16 protein-coding genes are annotated in these 14,941 nt (G+C 68.9%); 6 read left to right on the forward strand and 10 right to left on the reverse strand.

What is annotated here, in order from left to right; translation table 11 throughout:
* Positions 1-32 precede the first annotated feature (32 nt).
* The gene (rtcR, locus tag VPA02S_RS21185) at positions 33-1,643 is read right to left on the reverse strand and encodes an RNA repair transcriptional activator RtcR (protein WP_018906686.1); all 1,611 of its coding nucleotides are present in this window, start codon (positions 1,641-1,643) and stop codon (positions 33-35) included.
* A 239-nt stretch (positions 1,644-1,882) separates the two neighbouring features.
* Here rtcR and VPA02S_RS21190 point away from each other — a divergent pair, with 239 nt between their 5' ends.
* From VPA02S_RS21190 to rtcA, 3 genes are read left to right on the forward strand one after another with little or no spacing between them, the layout of a single operon-like run.
* Complete coding sequence (locus tag VPA02S_RS21190; protein ID WP_018906687.1) at positions 1,883-3,106, forward strand: RtcB family protein; 1,224 nt, start codon at positions 1,883-1,885, stop codon at positions 3,104-3,106.
* A gap of 3 nt (positions 3,107-3,109) precedes the next feature.
* A complete protein-coding gene (locus VPA02S_RS21195; protein ID WP_015867190.1) occupies positions 3,110-3,493 on the forward strand; it encodes a zinc-ribbon domain containing protein in 384 nt (127 codons plus the stop codon).
* On the forward strand, positions 3,490-4,527 hold the full coding sequence (gene rtcA, locus VPA02S_RS21200; protein WP_018906688.1) for an RNA 3'-terminal phosphate cyclase: 1,038 nt from the start codon (positions 3,490-3,492) through the stop codon (positions 4,525-4,527). Before VPA02S_RS21195 ends, rtcA begins: the two co-directional genes overlap by 4 nt.
* 28 nt (positions 4,528-4,555) lie before the next feature.
* Here the strand turns inward: rtcA and VPA02S_RS21205 are convergent, their stop codons facing one another.
* On the reverse strand, positions 4,556-6,199 hold the full coding sequence (locus tag VPA02S_RS21205) for an adenylate/guanylate cyclase domain-containing protein (protein ID WP_018906689.1): 1,644 nt from the start codon (positions 6,197-6,199) through the stop codon (positions 4,556-4,558).
* A 28-nt stretch (positions 6,200-6,227) separates the two neighbouring features.
* Between VPA02S_RS21205 and VPA02S_RS21210 the strand changes: the two genes are divergently transcribed.
* Positions 6,228-6,968 carry a Crp/Fnr family transcriptional regulator gene (locus VPA02S_RS21210; RefSeq protein ID WP_018906690.1) on the forward strand — a complete coding sequence of 247 codons (741 nt, stop codon included), beginning with the start codon at positions 6,228-6,230 and terminating at the stop codon, positions 6,966-6,968.
* Positions 6,969-6,977: 9 nt separating this feature from the next.
* Here the strand turns inward: VPA02S_RS21210 and VPA02S_RS21215 are convergent, their stop codons facing one another.
* Positions 6,978-7,451, reverse strand: a complete 474-nt coding sequence (locus VPA02S_RS21215) for a DoxX family protein (protein ID WP_015867186.1) — start codon at positions 7,449-7,451, stop codon at positions 6,978-6,980.
* A 200-nt stretch (positions 7,452-7,651) separates the two neighbouring features.
* Between VPA02S_RS21215 and VPA02S_RS21220 the strand changes: the two genes are divergently transcribed.
* Positions 7,652-8,410 carry a sulfite exporter TauE/SafE family protein gene (locus VPA02S_RS21220; RefSeq protein WP_018906691.1) on the forward strand — a complete coding sequence of 253 codons (759 nt, stop codon included), beginning with the start codon at positions 7,652-7,654 and terminating at the stop codon, positions 8,408-8,410.
* A 24-nt stretch (positions 8,411-8,434) separates the two neighbouring features.
* Here the strand turns inward: VPA02S_RS21220 and VPA02S_RS21225 are convergent, their stop codons facing one another.
* The 5 genes from VPA02S_RS21225 to VPA02S_RS21245 form a co-directional block, all read right to left on the reverse strand.
* The gene (locus tag VPA02S_RS21225; protein WP_015867184.1) at positions 8,435-8,794 is read right to left on the reverse strand and encodes a DUF1428 domain-containing protein; all 360 of its coding nucleotides are present in this window, start codon (positions 8,792-8,794) and stop codon (positions 8,435-8,437) included.
* A gap of 64 nt (positions 8,795-8,858) precedes the next feature.
* Complete coding sequence (locus VPA02S_RS21230; RefSeq protein WP_018906692.1) at positions 8,859-10,352, reverse strand: DHA2 family efflux MFS transporter permease subunit; 1,494 nt, start codon at positions 10,350-10,352, stop codon at positions 8,859-8,861.
* A 36-nt stretch (positions 10,353-10,388) separates the two neighbouring features.
* Positions 10,389-10,808 (reverse strand): VOC family protein, encoded by a 420-nt coding sequence (locus VPA02S_RS21235; RefSeq protein ID WP_018906693.1) that lies wholly within the window; start codon positions 10,806-10,808, stop codon positions 10,389-10,391.
* Positions 10,809-10,826: 18 nt separating this feature from the next.
* Positions 10,827-11,354, reverse strand: a complete 528-nt coding sequence (locus tag VPA02S_RS21240) for an SRPBCC family protein (protein ID WP_062365509.1) — start codon at positions 11,352-11,354, stop codon at positions 10,827-10,829.
* A gap of 41 nt (positions 11,355-11,395) precedes the next feature.
* On the reverse strand, positions 11,396-11,833 hold the full coding sequence (locus VPA02S_RS21245) for a VOC family protein (RefSeq protein WP_062365510.1): 438 nt from the start codon (positions 11,831-11,833) through the stop codon (positions 11,396-11,398).
* 128 nt (positions 11,834-11,961) lie between these two features.
* On the opposite strand from VPA02S_RS21245, the gene VPA02S_RS21250 reads away from it, so the two are divergent.
* A complete protein-coding gene (locus tag VPA02S_RS21250) occupies positions 11,962-12,624 on the forward strand; it encodes a TetR/AcrR family transcriptional regulator (RefSeq protein WP_062365511.1) in 663 nt (220 codons plus the stop codon).
* A 15-nt stretch (positions 12,625-12,639) separates the two neighbouring features.
* Here the strand turns inward: VPA02S_RS21250 and VPA02S_RS21255 are convergent, their stop codons facing one another.
* Together VPA02S_RS21255 and VPA02S_RS21260 are read right to left on the reverse strand one after the other, a co-directional pair.
* On the reverse strand, positions 12,640-13,131 hold the full coding sequence (locus tag VPA02S_RS21255; RefSeq protein ID WP_015867177.1) for a MarR family winged helix-turn-helix transcriptional regulator: 492 nt from the start codon (positions 13,129-13,131) through the stop codon (positions 12,640-12,642).
* 40 nt (positions 13,132-13,171) lie between these two features.
* Positions 13,172-14,941, reverse strand: a complete 1,770-nt coding sequence (locus VPA02S_RS21260; protein ID WP_062365512.1) for an acyl-CoA dehydrogenase family protein — start codon at positions 14,939-14,941, stop codon at positions 13,172-13,174.

A 14,941-nucleotide genomic window follows, 5' to 3' on the forward strand; every position in this document is an offset into this window, starting at 1 on the left:
CTTGGAATGTGGCAGTTCCGGCGCAGGATAGCTCAGCCCGCCGCGATGCGGCTCCATTCGAGCCCGTGCTTGGTCAGGTACTTGCGCAGCCGGTCGGCATCGTTCACCACGCTGCGCTGCGCGCGCGAGGCCTGGAAGAGCTGCCGCCCCGCATCCGACAGGCTGCGCGAGTCGCGGCACACACGCACCACCGCTTCGAGCTGCAGCCGGTCGAACAGGTCGAGCGCGGCCGCGCGGTCATCGCCGAGCAGGCTGCCGAGGTCGACGTCGGCAGCGCCTGCGCTTCGCCTGGCCGGGCCCTCGCGGTTCCAGAGCCAGCGCAGCCGCTCGATCTCCGCCTCGACCAGCGCCACCGGAATGCGCCCGCCGTCCGCGAGCGTGGCCAGCCGCGTCACGCTGGCCGAGAGGTCGCGGAAGTTGCCGCACCACAGCGCCTCGCCGCTCTGCGCGAAGCGCAGGTAGGCTGCGCGCGCCTCGGCGTTGAAGCGCACCACGCGGTGGTTCTCGGCCGCATGGATGGCCAGCAGGTGGTCGATGTTGGGCTCGATGTCCTCGGGCCGCTGCGCGAGGCCGGGCAGGTCGTAGGTCCAGAGGTTGATGCGCGCGAACAGGTCTTCGCGGAAACGCCCCTCGGCCACGTCGCTGCGCAGGTCGCGGTTGGTGCCGGCGATCAGCTGGAAGTCGCTCTCCACTTCCTTGTCGGCGCCCACCGGGAAGAAGCGCTTCTCCTCGATGGCCTTAAGCAGCATCGCCTGCTCGTCGAGCCCGAGTTCGCCGATCTCGTCGAGGAACAGCGCGCCCTGGTTCGCCGTGCGCAGCAGCCCGGCCCGGTCGCTTGCCGCGCCGGTGAAGGAGCCCTTCCTGTGGCCGAACAGGGTGGAGGCCGCGCCGTCGCCGCGCAGCGTGGCGCAGTTCACTTCGACAAACGGCCCGCTCATCTGGTGGCGCGCCTGCTTCAGCTCGAACATGCGCCGCGCGAGGAAGGACTTGCCCGCGCCCGTCGGCCCCACCAGCAGGATCGGCGCGCGCGAACGCACGGCCACGCGCTCGATCTCGTCGATCAGCGCGTTGAAGCGCGCATTGCGCGTGGCGATGCCGCTCTTCAGGAACGCGACCGCGTCGCGCTGCTCCGCATCGAAGCGCCGCGCGATCACGTCGTAGCGCGACAGGTCGAGGTCGATCAGCGTGCACTTGCCGGCCTCGCCTTCGCGCTGCTTCCGGGGCGGCGAGGTCTGCGCGAGCACGCCCGGCACCACGCGCGATTCCGACAGCAGGAACATGCAGATCTGCGCCACGTGTGTGCCGGTGGTGATGTGCGTCCAGTACTGCTCGCGCTCGGTGTCGAAGGTGTAGGCGCGCGCCCAGTCGTACAGGCGCGTGTAGACCTCGCCGAAGTCCCAAGGATCTGCGAGGTCGAAGGGCACGAGGTTGACTGTGGTCTCGGGCGACACGGCGGCGATGTCGGCCTTGACCACTTCGGCCAGCGCCTTGTGCTTGAGCGTGTAGAGCAGCTCCATGCGCGAAACGACCATGTCGTCGTGCTGCGCGAGCGAGACCGTCGGGCGCCACTTGTTCCAGCGGCCCGCGCCTTGGCCGGCGTCGAGCTGGGTGCCGAGGAAGCCGATGACGACGATGGGTTTCATTCGATGAAGCTAAATTACTAGCCAATATTCTAGTTTCATGAAGAGACAGCAGAATCATTTCTCACGCGAAATATCGAAAAAATCCAATGACATCAACGACTTGAAGAAAGTCGCGGCACGCGGGCCATATTGGCACGCTCTTCGCAAGGAGAGGTCCCAAGCGCCGTTGTGGCGTGAGTCGGGGGAGGGTGCATCGGCATCCTCCCCGCCGGACAATTTGATGATCAGAGGGCAAAAAGATGGCAAACAACTACAAACTGCACGAAGTCGCCAACGGCGTCCCCGTGAAGATGTGGACGAACGGCGTGCCCGTGGAAGACGAGGCGCAGAAGCAGCTCGAGAACGCGGCGCGCCTGCCCATCGTGTTCAAGCACATCGCGGCCATGCCCGACGTGCACTACGGCATCGGCGCCACCGTGGGTTCGGTGATCCCGACCTTCAAGGCCATCATCCCGGCCGCGGTGGGCGTGGACATCGGCTGCGGAATGATGGCTTGCAAGACCACGCTCAACGCGCGCGACCTGCCCGACAACCTGGGTCCGCTGCGCTCGGCCATCGAAAAGGCCGTGCCGCACGGAAGCAACCCCAAGCGCATGGGCCGCGACAAGGGATCGTGGGAAACGCCGCCCGACGAGACCGATGCCGCCTGGGCCAAGCTGGTGGATGAGTTCGACCTGATCTGCGAGGACTACCCGCGCATCAGGAACACCAACAACCACAAGCACCTGGGAACGCTGGGTACCGGCAACCACTTCATCGAGGTCTGCCTCGACGAAGCGGGCGCCGTGTGGTTCATGCTGCATTCGGGTTCGCGTGGCGTGGGCAATGCCATCGGTACGCACTTCATCGAGCTTGCGAAGAAGGACGCCGAACTGCACCAGCGCAACCTGCCCGACCAGGACTTGGCGTACTTCGAGGAAGGCGCCCAGTACTTCGGCGACTATGTGCGCGCGGTGGGCTGGGCCCAGAAGTTCGCGCGCGCCAACCGCGAGGTGATGATGCAGCGCGTGGTCGCGGCCGCGCGCAAGGTGATTGCCAAGCCTTTCGAGGCGCATGTGGAAGCGGTGAACTGCCACCACAACTACGTGAGCCGCGAGACGCACTTCGGCGAAGAGGTGCTCGTCACGCGCAAGGGCGCGGTGAGCGCCAAGGCCGGCGAGCTCGGGATCATTCCCGGCAGCATGGGCGCAAAGAGCTACATCGTGCGCGGCAAGGGCAACCCCGAGAGCTTCATGAGCTGCAGCCACGGCGCGGGCCGAAAGATGAGCCGCACCAAGGCGAAGAAGCTCTTCACCATTGCCGACCAGATCGCCGCGACCGAAGGCGTGGAATGCCGCAAGGACGCCGACGTGATCGACGAGATCCCGATGGCCTACAAGGACATCGACGCGGTGATGGAGGCGCAGAAGGACCTGGTGGAGGTGGTCTACACGCTCAAGCAGGTGGTGTGCGTGAAGGGATAACCCATGAAAAGCAACAAGCAACGCCGCGCCGAAATCAAGGCACATCGGCTCGAACGCGCCGCGCGCAGGTTGGCCGAGCAGCGGCTGCCCGCCGGCGCGCGGCCCGTGAGCGGTGCCGGCCTGGTGGTCGCCGATACGGCGCTGCTGGCCGCGCACAACAATACTTACGGACCCTTGCCCACGTTCTACGTGGACAAGGCCTTCACCTGCCGCGACTGCGGCGCCGACGAAGTGTGGACGGCCAAGCAGCAGAAGTGGTGGTACGAGGTGGCGCTGGGCAACATCAACAGCACGGCGGTGCGCTGCCGTGCCTGCCGGCTCGCAAGGCGCGCGCTTTCGCGCTCCGGCGCGGCCGTGGTCGCCGCGCAACAAGGAGGCCGCCCATGATCGAACTCGACGGTTCGCAAGGCGAGGGCGGCGGGCAGATCCTGCGCACCAGCCTGGCGCTTTCGGTGGCCACGGGCCAGCCAGTGGCCATCGAGAAGATTCGCGCAGGCCGCGCCAAGCCGGGCCTGATGCGCCAGCACCTGGCCTGCGTGAATGCAGCGGCACAGATCAGCGGCGCGCAGGTCGAAGGGGCAGAGCTCGGATCGCAGTCGCTGCGCTTCGTGCCGGGGCCGGTGCGCGCGGGCGAGTACCGCTTCGCGATTGCCAGCGCGGGCAGCTGCATGCTGGTGTTGCAGACGGTGCTGCCGCCGCTGCTGCTGGCCGGTGCGCCGAGCCACCTGCATCTGAGCGGCGGCACGCACAACCCGATGGCGCCGCCTTTCCACTTCCTGGAACGCGCCTTCGCACCGCTGGTGCGCCGCCTGGGCGCCGACCTGCAGCTGGTGCTGCGCCGCTGTGGTTTCTATCCGGCCGGCGGCGGGGAGGTCGAAGCGGCCATCGTGCCGGCGGCCGATGGGCTGCAGCCCTTCGACTTGGTGAGCCGCGGCGCGCTGCTGTCGAGCCATGCGGAGTGCCTGGCGCCGGGGCTTGCGCGCCACATTGCCGTGCGCGAACTGGAGACGCTGGGCAAGGCCATGGGCTGGTCCGGCGAGCAGCTGCGCACCGCAGCGGCGCGCCAGAACGAAGGCCCCGGCAACGCGCTGCTTGCCACGCTGGCGTACGAGCATGTCACCGAGGTCTTCACGGCTTTCGGCGAAAAGTCGCTGAGCGCCGAGCAGGTGGCGCACGGGCTGGTGAAGGAGCTGCGCGAATTCCAGAAAAGCCAGGCGGCCGTGGGCCCGCACCTGGCCGATCAGCTGGCCCTGCTGCTGGGCCTGGCGGCATGGCAGAGCGGCCGCGGCGGCGCCTTCACCTGCAGCGAAGTGACCGAGCACACGCGCACCAACTGCGCGGTGATCGAGCGCTTCCTGCCGGTGCGCTATGCCATCGCGCAAGCGCCGGGCGCGGCCACCGTGACGGTGGCGCCGGCCTGAAGCGCAGCGCGTCGGCCGGCCGCTGCTGCTAATCGCAGCAGATCACCGCAATCGGCTCGGAGCGGCCGCGCACGGCCAGCATTTCGACCTGCCCTCCCGCATGCGCGAAGCCGGCCTGCTGCGCGGCAAACACCGAGACCACCAGGCGCGATGCGGCCGTCTTGGCGTGGTCCTGCAGCCGGCTCGCGGTGTTGACCACCTCGCCGATCGCGGTGAAGGTGGTGGTGTCGAGGTAGCCCACCTCGCCCACGGCCGCGCGTCCGGCGTGCAGGCCCATGCCAAAGTCCAGCTGGTGGCCGAACTGGGCTTCGAAGCCCTCGCTCCACGCATCCATGCGCTGGCCGATGAGTTCGATCGCGCGCAGCGCCTGCCGGCAGGCGGTGGGCAGGTCGGTGTCGAGCCCGAAGATCGCCATCACGCTGTCGCCGATGAACTGGTTCGGCACGCCGCCGCATTCGCGCACCGCGGCGCCCACGGTGGCGAAGTAGCGGTCGAGCACATAGGCCAGGTCGAAGGGCCATTGCCCCTCCGCCAACCCCGACCAGCGCCGCAGGTCCACGAACAGGATGGCCACGTCGCGCTCGCGGCCGAAGCTGCTGGCCGGCGCCGGCTGCCTTCCGCGGCTTGCCGGTGCGAACAGCGGGATGACCTCGATGTCGCCTCGCGGGCGCAGCTGGCAGGCCAGCCGCACGCCGCCCGGGGCTCGCACGCGGTCGAGCGTTCGCTGCTCGTCGCGGTCGGGCGGGTCCGTGTGCTGTGTGGGGCCGAGCACGCGCACGCGGCAGGTCGAGCAGCGCGCCCGCCCGCCGCACACCGAGAGATGCGCGATGCCGTGCGAGCGGCTCGCTTCCAGCACGCTCCAGCCGCGCGGCACGTGCACCGTGCGGCCGGGATAGCGCAGCGCGATCGACGCCCCCCGCGCGCGGCGCGCGAACCAGTTGCGCGCCGCATAGGCAGCCAGCAGGGCGGCCAGGCCGAGCGCGTAGAAGAGCTTGATGCGGCCCTCCGCCGTGTCGAGCGCACGGCCCTCGGCCGGAGTCGGCAGCACCGCGGGCGGCACGCCGGTCCACTGGAACTCGCGCCCCATCGAGATGAAGCCCATCATTGCCGTGAGCGGCAGCACCACGGCAATGGCCAGCAGCAGGTAGGAAAAGCGGCGGTAGGCCGGCCGCGCCCGCAGCGCGAAGTGGATGCCGAGGCAGCCATGGGTCCAGGCCGCGAGCAGCATCGTGAACTGCGCGCCGGCGCCCGGCAGGCTCCACAGGCCGGCGACCACGCGCACATAGGAACCCTCGATGCCGTAGGCGAGGTAGGCGCCGCGCATGGCGGTCAGGTGGGTGGCCAGCAGCAGCGGCAGCGCAAAACCCAGCAGCACGCGCAGGCCCTCGAGCGGCGGCATGCGCAGCGTGCGGCGCTCCCACAGCGCGGCCACCGCCAGCGCCAGGTGCGCGCCGGCCGCGCCGTACAGCAGCAGCGTGCCCGGCAGGCTGTGCCAGAAGAGCTGCACATTGCGCAGCACCGCCTCGGCCGCCGCAAAGGACGCGATGCCCAGCGAATGGTTCAGCAGGTGCGCCGTGACATAGGCCATCAGCACCAGTCCGCTCGTCCATCGGAGGTTGCGCCGGGTTGGCGGTTTCGGCAGCCGGGCGATGGGTGGGGAGCGTCTGTCCATGAATGGCTTCGAAGGGCACCCGAGCATAATGCGCGCGCCCCTCTTCACCGGCATGGCCTTCACTCCAGACATTCCCCGTTCCAGCCTCGCGCTGCGCCGCATCGCGCTGTTCGAAGGCTTGCCAGACCAGCGGCTCGACCTGCTTGCGCAGCAATGCCTGTGGCACAGCGTCGAGGCCGGCAAACCGCTGCTGCTGCGCGCCGAACAGCAGCAGGGCGAGGTGTTCCTGCTGGTCTCGGGCCGGGTCCGCGTGACCACCTATGCGGCCAACGGGCGGCAGGTGACCTTCAGGGATTCGGAGGCCGGCGAGCACTTCGGCGACATTGCCGCCATCGACGGCGGGCCGCGTTCGGCCGACGTGGTCACGCTGCTGCCGAGCGTGCTGGCCAGCCTCGACCGCGCCGCCTTCCTGAGCCTGCTGCGCGAGGAGCCGCTGGTGGCCGAGCGGGTGATGCAGCGGCTGGCGTCATTGGTGCGCCAGCTGTCGGAGCGCGTGATCGACCTGAGCACGCTGGGGGTCCAGAACCGGCTGCATGCCGAGCTGCTGCGCCTCGCGCGAACCGCGGGCGTGGCGCACAACCAGGCGCGGCTGGAGCCGGCGCCCAGGCACGCGGCGCTCGCGAGCCAGATCAGCACCAACCGCGAGCAGGTGACCCGCGAGCTCAACGTGCTGGCGCGCAGTGGCGTGCTTCAGAAGGACGGCAAGGCTTTGCGGGTGGCCGACGTCGCCCGGCTCGAGGCGATGGTTTCGCAGGTCAGGGGCGACTGATGAGCCGGATCAGTTCCAGCGGCCGCGCAGCCCGCCAAGGCTGAATCGGCCCGCGCCCAGCAGCACCACGGCGAGCGCGCCGAACAGGTACAGGCCCTGCAGCTCGAGCGCCCAGCCGCCTTGCTTGGTCAGCGCGAACAGGTCGGCCATGTGCACCAGGCCGAAGGCCGCAAGCATGTTGATGACCACCACGCCGGCGGCGGCGCGGGTCCAGAAGCCGGCGATCATGAGCAGCGGCGCCACGATCTCGCCCACGTACACCAGGTAGGCCAGCCCGCCCGGCAGCCCGGCCTTCGCCAGCATCGCGCTCACGAAGCCCACGCCGGCCGAGATCTTGAAGATGCCGTGCAGCAGCACGAGCACGCCGATCGCCAGGCGCAGCAGCAGCTTGCCGGCGTCGTCGCGGGCGGCGGGCGTGGCAAGGAAAGACGAGGAAGAAGACGCCGAAGCGGCGGAGGCGATGGAGGCAGCCCGGGTGTTCATGGCGGATCCTTGAGAAAAAATGGGAGGGAGTCGCCGCGCAGTGCGGCGGTTGCGCTTCCAGTGTGCGCAGCTGCCACACGCCGGTATGTGCGTTTACGCACAATTTCCGACGGCAACCCATGGCCGGCGCCATCCTGCTACGCTCAGGCGGCCCGCTACCCGGTACACAGCGGGCTTTTTTCTGCGCCGCTTCCTTCCCCATGGTCTTTCCCCTCATCACCGATCCGCATTTCTATGCGGTGGCCATTCCCGCCGTGCTTTTGCTGGGCATCAGCAAGAGCGGCTTCGGCGCCGGCTTCGGTTCGCTGGCGGTGCCGCTGATGGCGCTGGCGGTCACCGTGCCGCAGGCCGCGGCCATCCTGATGCCGCTGCTGCTCTTGATGGACCTGCTCGGCCTGGCCGCCTTCCGCAACGACTTCGACCGCGCATTGCTCAAGTTCCTGATTCCCTTCGGGCTGCTCGGCACGGTGATCGGTACGCTGCTTTTCCGCACGCTCTCGGCCCACACGGTGGCCGGCATCGTCGGCGTGTTCACGCTCTTGTTCCTGGCGCAGCGGCTGGTGTTTCCGCCCAAGCCGGACGATCCGCTGCCTTCGCGCGCGGTGGGGGCGGCGCTCACCGCGGTGTCGGGGTTCACCAGCTTCATCGCGCATGCCGGCGGGCCGCCGATCAATGCCTATGTGATTCCGCTGCGGCTCAAGCCGGTGGTGTTCACCGCCACCATGGCGTACTTCTTCTTCGTGGTGAATTTGAGCAAGTGGATTCCCTACGCATGGCTCGGCCTGATCGACCTGCGCACGCTGGCCACTTCGGCGGCGCTGATGCCGCTCGCGCCGCTCGGCGTGTGGGTGGGCATCCGCATTGCCCGGCGCATCGATGCGGCGTGGTTCTATCGCTTCGTGTACCTGGGCATGCTGCTGACCGGCCTCAAGCTCGTCTACGACGGATTCTTCGCCTGAGGCCGGGGGTCTCAGGGTCTCGGCTCAGAACTCGACGATCGACTTGAACCCGCCGAAGATCATCCGCTTTCCATCGAAGGGCAGGGTCTTGGGGTCCATCGCGGCAAGGCGCGGGTCGGCCATCACCTTGGCGTTGACCGCGTCGCGGTGCTTGCGCGACTTGTAGACGATCCACGAGAACGCCACGGTTTCGTCGGCCTTCTGCTTCACGCTCTGCGGAAAAGACGTGAACTTGCCGGGCTTCACATCGTCGGCCACGCATTCCACGTATTCGAGCGCGCCGTACTCCATCCAGATCTTGCCGGCCTTGCGCGCCAGCTTGCGGTAGGCCTCGATGTTGTTCGAGGGAATGGGAACGATGAAGCCATCGACATAGCGAGCCATTGGAAGTCTCCTTGAAAGAAACGGAAGAAAGGAAAGAAAAAGGGGCCGCCCGGCGGGCGGACCCTCAGGACGCCGCCGCACGGTTGGCCGTGCCTGCGGATGCCGCGGACCCCTTGCTGTTGTTGTCTTCGTTGTTCTGGGTGGACCCTGGCGATGCGGTGCGAAGCAGCACGGCCCCGAGCAGCCCCGCCACGGCCGCGAACACGGCGCCGATCAGGAACGCGAGGTTGTAGCCGCCGGTGAGCGCGAGCGCCAGCTTTGCGCCGGCCGCCTCCATCGACGTGGTGCGCGCGACGGCCGCGCTGGCCAGCACCGCCAACCCGAGCGCGCCGCCCATCATGAAGGCCGTGTTGACCACGCCCGAGGCCAGGCCCGACTCGGTCGGGCTCACCTCGCTCATGGCCGCGAGCAGCAGCGGGTTCAGCGCCATGCCCGCCCCCAGGCCCAGCAGCAGCATGCCCGGCAGCACGTCGACCACGAAGCTGCCGTTCACCGGCGCCCGCGCGAACAGCGCCAGCCCGATGGCCGCGAGCCACAGCCCCACGGACAGCGGCCGGCGAATGCCGAAGCGCATCACCAGCCGGGCCGAGATGCCCAGCGAGAACAGCGCCATGATCAGGTTGGCCGGCAGGAACGCCAGGCCGATCTGCATCGGCGTGTAGCCCAGCACCAGCTGCATGTAGAGCGCGGAAATGAAGAACCACGCGAACATGGCGGCCGCCCACAGCACGCCCACCACGTTGGAGACAGAAACGCTGCGCAGCCGGAACAGGCCGAGCGGCATCAGCGGATGCTGCACGCGGGCCTCGATGGCGATGAAAAGCGCCATCAGCACTACCGCGGCGCCCAGCAGGCCGAGCGTCTGTGCCGACTGCCAGCCGGCCTCGTTGCCGTTGACGATGGCATACACCGCGAGCATCAGCGACAGCGTCACCGCCACGGCGCCGGCCACGTCGAGCTTCTCGCCATGGGCGTGGCCGCGCGCCGAGGGCAGCAGCGCGAGGCACAGCGCATACACGGCCACGCCGATCGGCAGGTTCACCAGGAAGATCCAGTGCCAGCTCAGCGTGCTCGTGAGCAGTCCGCCCAGCAGCACGCCGATGCTGCCGCCGCCCGCGCAGACGAAGCCGTAGACGCCCATCGCCTTGGCGCGGTCGGCCGGCTCGGTGAAGATGTTCATGATCAGCGAGAGCGCCACCGCCGAGACCACCGCGCCGCCCAGCCCCTGCACCGCGCGCGCCGCGACCAGCAGCGCCTGCGAGTTGGCGAGGCCGCAGGCCAGCGAGGCCAGCGTGAACAGCACGAGGCCGATCAGGAAGAGCCGGCGGTGGCCGTACAGGTCGCCCAGCCGTCCGCCCAGCAGCAGGAAGCCGCCGAAGGTCAGCATGTAGGCATTCACCACCCAGACCAGCGAGGTCTCGGTGAAGCCGAGGTCGGTGCGGATCGAAGGCAGCGCCACGTTCACGATCGTGGTGTCGAGCACGATCATCAGCACGCCCAGGCACAGCACCATCAGTGCGAGCCAGCGCTTGCGGTTGTTGTCGAGTGTGTCGGTCATGAAGAGCGATTCCTGCAAATGGCGTGTGAGGTGATTTCAGACCAGCGGCTTGCCGCCGTTGATGAGCCAGGGCGTGCCGAAGCGGTCGGTCACCATGCCGAAGCCCTCGACCCAGAAGGTCTTCTCGAAGGGCATGGAGACGGTGCCACCCTCGGCAAAGGCGTCGAACACGCGGCGCGCTTCGACGACGGTCTCGAGGGTCAGCGCAACGCCGAAGCCTTTCATGCCTTCGTAGGCCTGGCCGGGCATGGCGTCGGAGGCCATGAGCATGCCGTCGCCGTAGGCCAGGGACGCATGCATGATGCGCTTCTTGGCGTCGGCCGGCATCTGCTCGGTACCGGGCGCTTCGCCGACGGTCATCATCATCTGCATGGTGCCGCCGAGCGTCTTCTCGTAGAAGCGCATGGCCTCGGCCGCGTTGCCGTCGAACGTCAGGTAGGCGTGGATGGGAGACATGGTGTTTCCTTTCGGGGGTTATTTTTCGGAGGCCGTCTTGAGGTTGGCAAGGCCGGTTTCGAAGTCCTTGCCGATCATCTGGTCCATGTTGAAGAAGATGCCCATGAGCTTTGCGACGTAGGGGCTCGGGCCGTGCATGGCCCAGGTCACCTGTGTCGCGCCGTCCTGCGGCTGCAGCGTGAACTCGGCCATATTGCGGGCTTCGAAGGGCTTGATGAAATCGAGCCGGATCGCGATCCTCGAAGCCGGCGTGGACTCGGCGATTTCCATGCGGCCCGCGCCCGCCTTGTCGTTGCCTTCCCACGCGTAGGTCGTGCCCCGGCCGGCGGGTGCCCCGCCGAAAGCGCGCTTCATGCCCGGGTCCAGCTTCTCGTAGGGCGACCACTCGCCCCAGCGGTGGAAGTCGTTGATCAGCGGAAAGATCTTCTCGGCCGGCGCCGCGATGCGCGCCGTGCGCTCGACGCGAAAGCTGCCGGGGCGGACGGCGGCGTAGATGAGCACGATCGCGATCAGCGCGAGGATGGCGAGGGCGATTTTCTTGAGCATGAAGGTATTCCTGGAGCGGGAGCGGGCGTCGCGGCGACGGGTTACTGGCCGGCGTGCACCACCAGCAGCCAGCCCACGCCGAAACGGTCGGTGAGCATGCCGAAGCTGGAGCTGAAGAAGGTCGGGATCAGCGGCTGCATCACCTGGCCGCCGTCGGCCAGCGCATCGAACCACTGGCGCGCCTGGGCGTCGGTGGCGGCGGTGAGGGCCAGCATGATGCCCTTGAACTCCGGCTGGCCCGAGCACCGGCCGTCGGAGGCCATCAGCTCGGTTTCGCCGATGCACACCACCGCGTGCATCACCTTGTCGGCCGCCGGCGCGCCGCCGCCGCAGCTGGCGTCGGCATCGGACGAGGGCGGCATCTGCGGCGCCTCGCTGTAGCGCATGAGCTGCACGACTTCGGCGCCGAGCGCCTTCTTGTAGAACGCGAGCGCTTCGTCGCAGCGGCCTTCGAACGACAGATAGGACTGGACTTTCATGGCGTTTCCTTTGGACTGAGGATGAAAGGATGCGCAGAGACCTGCGCGCATACGGAATAACTAAGTTTGTGTACACCGTCCACAAAGAATAGCAGACATAATGGACACTGTCCACATGGAGATTCCTGATGAGCCCCCGCATCGTCCCGCCAGCCCCGAGCCCGCCCGCGGCCCGCAGCACCTACCGCCATGGCGACCTGCGCCGCGCGCTGCTCGACGCTGGGATCGAACTGGCGCGCGACGGCGGCCCCGATGCGGTGGCGCTGCGCGAGGTGACGCGCCGCGCGGGCGTGGTGCCCAATGCGGCCTACCGCCATTTCGCGAGCCGGCGGGAGCTGCTGCTGGCGGTGCGCGCGGCCGCGCTGTCGGCGGCGGCCAGTGCGATGGAAAAGGAGCTGGCGGTGCTGCCCTGCGACCAGCCGCCCGTCGACTTCGCGCGGGCGCAGGTGCGGGCCATCGGCACCGGCTACCTGCGCTTTGCCCAGGCCGAGCCGGGCCTGTTCCGCACCGCTTTCGTGGTGTCGTCGGAAGACGCCGAAGGCGAGGTGGGGCCGGGAAAGGAGGGGGCCAGCGGCAAGGATCCGTTCCAGCTGCTGGGCGCGGCGATCGACCGGCTCGTGGAAGCAGGTGCGCTCGACCCTTCGCACCGCCCCAATGCCGAATACCTGGCCTGGTCGGCCGTGCACGGCCTGGCGCTGCTGATCATCGAAGGACCGCTCAAGGGCCTGGACGCGCAATCCAGCCATGCGCTGGGGCAGCGGCTGATCGACATGGTGGAGCGGGGGCTTTAGCCTGGGTGGCCCCGGCTACAGGTAGATCTTCTGCAGCAGCCGGATCAGCGTTTCGCGCTCGCGCACCGTGAGCCGGGCGCTGGCGTCGGCCTCGAGCTGCGTCACGGTCTGCTCGGCCTCGCGAATCAGCTTTTCTCCGGCCTCGGTGAGGTGCAGGCCCACCGCGCGGCCATCGTGCGGATGCGGGCGGCGCTCGATGAGTCCGCGGCTGTCGAGCGTGGCGACCAGGCTCACCAGGTTGGGCGGCAGGATGTCGAGCGTGTTGCACAGCTGGCGCGAGGTGGCGCCCGGGTTGTGCGCCAGCAGCGACAGCACCGAGAAGTCGATCTGCTTGAGGCCGTACGGCGCCATGCGGTCGGCGAACACGCTGCTCACGATGAGCCAGGCGCGGCGTGCGTTGTAGCCGACCAGGGCTTCCAGCATGCGGGCGTCGAGCCGCTCCGATTTGCCGTTTGGCGCTGCGGCCGGCTCTGCCTTGGCGGGACTGTTCTTGGATGGACGGGGCATGGCCCGAGCGTAACTCGTGGCCGGCCCGACCGGGCTTCCGTCAGCGCGCGGCGGCCGGGGTTTTTGCGGCGTGGTGCGTCATGGCGACACCTTCGCAGGCGCGCTTGACGATGGCCAGCCGCATGTCGAATTCGGGCAGCACCCAGCGCCGCAGCGCGGCCGCCGGGCCGGCCCTGGCGGCGCGCTCGGCCTCCGGCGCCTCGGCCGCATCGATGCGCGCCCAGGCCCAGGCCAGCATCGCGAGCATCACGGCGCGCAGGTAATCGTCGGCCACTTCGTAGGGCAGCACGGGGTTGGCCTGCGCGGCCATCGCGATGGTGGTGCCCAGGTAGCGCAGCTGCGCGAGCCGGCGCTGCACGTCGGCATCGGCGTCGCGCGAGGCGTCGAGCGTGTCGCGCAGTTCGAGCAGCACGGCCGACATGGCGGCGCCGCCGTCGGGCAGCACCTTGCGCACCAGCAGGTCGATGGCCTGGATCTCGTTGGTGCCCTCGTAGATCATGGTCACGCGCGCGTCGCGCACGATCTGCTCGATGCCCCATTCGCGCACGTAGCCGTGGCCGCCGAACACCTGCAGGCATTCGCTCGCGCCATGGAAGGCCTGCTGCGTGCACGCGGCCTTGAGCACGGGCGTGACCAGCGAGCACCAGCGCTGCGCGCGTTCGCGCGCCTTGGCATCGGCATCGTGCGCGGCCACGTCGAGCATCAGCGCGCTGCGGTAGGCGAGCGTGCGCGCGCCGTCGATCCAGGCGCGCTGGGTGTCGAGGATGCGGCGGATCGCGGGATGCTCGGCGATCAGGTCCGCGGCCTCGCTGCCGCGGCTGGCGGGCACGGCGCCGGGCGCGCGCATCTGGCGGCGCTCGGCCGCATAGGCGTCGGCCTTCTGCCAGGCGGCGTCGAGCAGGCCGATGCCCTGCAGCGCCACATGCAGGCGCGCCGCATTCATCATCACGAACATCGCGGCCAGGCCGCGGCCCGGCTCGCCGACCAGCCAGCCGGTGGCGTCGTCGAAGCGCATCGTGCAGGTGGGGCTGCCGTGCAGGCCCATCTTCTCCTCGATGCGCTCGCAGTGCACCGCATTGCGCGTGCCGTCCGGCAGCAGCTTGGGCACGAGCACCAGCGACAGGCCCTTGGGGCCGGCGGGCGCCTGTACTTCCGATCCATGCATGCGGCACAGCACCAGGTGCACGATGTTGGGCGTGAGGTCGTGCTCGCCGCCCGAGATGAAGATCTTGCCGCCGTTCACGCGCAGGCTGCCGTCGGCCTGCGCCGTGGCGCGCGTGCGCACCTGGCCCAGGTCGCTGCCCGCATGGGCTTCGGTCAGGCACATGGTGGCGAGCCATTCGCCGGTGGCGATCTTCGAGAGGTAGAGCGCCTTCAGTTCGTCGCTGCCGTGGTGCTTGAGGCAGGCATAGGCGCCGTGCAGCAGGCCCGGTGCCATCGTGAGGCCATGGTTCGCCGCGCTCAGCCATTCGTAGAGGATGGCCTCGAGCACGGTCGGCAGTCCCTGGCCGCCGTCTTCAGGCGCGGCCGACAAGCCGGGCCAGCCGCCATCGACGAAGGCCTGGTAGGCCGCGCGGAAGCCGGGCGGCGTGGCGACCTCGCCGTTGGCGAAGCGGCAGCCGGTCTCGTCGCCGCCGCGGTTGATGGGCGCCACTGCCTCGGCCACGAAGCGCGCCGCTTCCTCGAGCACCTGCTGCTGCAGCGCTTCGTCGACCTCGGCGAAGGGCGCGAGGGCGCGCAGCTTCGAAGGTGCGTCGAGCACCGCGTTCAGGATGAAGCGGCTGTCTTCGGGGCGGGGGCGGTAATCCAT

This window comes from Variovorax paradoxus NBRC 15149 (genome assembly GCF_001591365.1).
Taxonomy (GTDB): Bacteria; Pseudomonadota; Gammaproteobacteria; order Burkholderiales; family Burkholderiaceae_C; genus Variovorax; species Variovorax paradoxus.

What these genes read in the sequence shown, in the direction of transcription:
- rtcR (WP_018906686.1), bottom strand. Translation starts at nt 1,643, where the DNA reads ATGAAACCCATCGTCGTCATCGGCTTCCTCGGCACCCAGCTCGACGCC.
- VPA02S_RS21190 (WP_018906687.1), top strand. Translation starts at nt 1,883, where the DNA reads ATGGCAAACAACTACAAACTGCACGAAGTCGCCAACGGCGTCCCCGTG.
- VPA02S_RS21195 (WP_015867190.1), top strand. Translation starts at nt 3,110, where the DNA reads ATGAAAAGCAACAAGCAACGCCGCGCCGAAATCAAGGCACATCGGCTC.
- rtcA (WP_018906688.1), top strand. Translation starts at nt 3,490, where the DNA reads ATGATCGAACTCGACGGTTCGCAAGGCGAGGGCGGCGGGCAGATCCTG.
- VPA02S_RS21205 (WP_018906689.1), bottom strand. Translation starts at nt 6,199, where the DNA reads ATGGACAGACGCTCCCCACCCATCGCCCGGCTGCCGAAACCGCCAACC.
- VPA02S_RS21210 (WP_018906690.1), top strand. Translation starts at nt 6,228, where the DNA reads ATGCGCGCGCCCCTCTTCACCGGCATGGCCTTCACTCCAGACATTCCC.
- VPA02S_RS21215 (WP_015867186.1), bottom strand. Translation starts at nt 7,451, where the DNA reads ATGAACACCCGGGCTGCCTCCATCGCCTCCGCCGCTTCGGCGTCTTCT.
- VPA02S_RS21220 (WP_018906691.1), top strand. Translation starts at nt 7,652, where the DNA reads ATGGTCTTTCCCCTCATCACCGATCCGCATTTCTATGCGGTGGCCATT.
- VPA02S_RS21225 (WP_015867184.1), bottom strand. Translation starts at nt 8,794, where the DNA reads ATGGCTCGCTATGTCGATGGCTTCATCGTTCCCATTCCCTCGAACAAC.
- VPA02S_RS21230 (WP_018906692.1), bottom strand. Translation starts at nt 10,352, where the DNA reads ATGACCGACACACTCGACAACAACCGCAAGCGCTGGCTCGCACTGATG.
- VPA02S_RS21235 (WP_018906693.1), bottom strand. Translation starts at nt 10,808, where the DNA reads ATGTCTCCCATCCACGCCTACCTGACGTTCGACGGCAACGCGGCCGAG.
- VPA02S_RS21240 (WP_062365509.1), bottom strand. Translation starts at nt 11,354, where the DNA reads ATGCTCAAGAAAATCGCCCTCGCCATCCTCGCGCTGATCGCGATCGTG.
- VPA02S_RS21245 (WP_062365510.1), bottom strand. Translation starts at nt 11,833, where the DNA reads ATGAAAGTCCAGTCCTATCTGTCGTTCGAAGGCCGCTGCGACGAAGCG.
- VPA02S_RS21250 (WP_062365511.1), top strand. Translation starts at nt 11,962, where the DNA reads ATGAGCCCCCGCATCGTCCCGCCAGCCCCGAGCCCGCCCGCGGCCCGC.
- VPA02S_RS21255 (WP_015867177.1), bottom strand. Translation starts at nt 13,131, where the DNA reads ATGCCCCGTCCATCCAAGAACAGTCCCGCCAAGGCAGAGCCGGCCGCA.
- VPA02S_RS21260 (WP_062365512.1), bottom strand. Translation starts at nt 14,941, where the DNA reads ATGGATTACCGCCCCCGCCCCGAAGACAGCCGCTTCATCCTGAACGCG.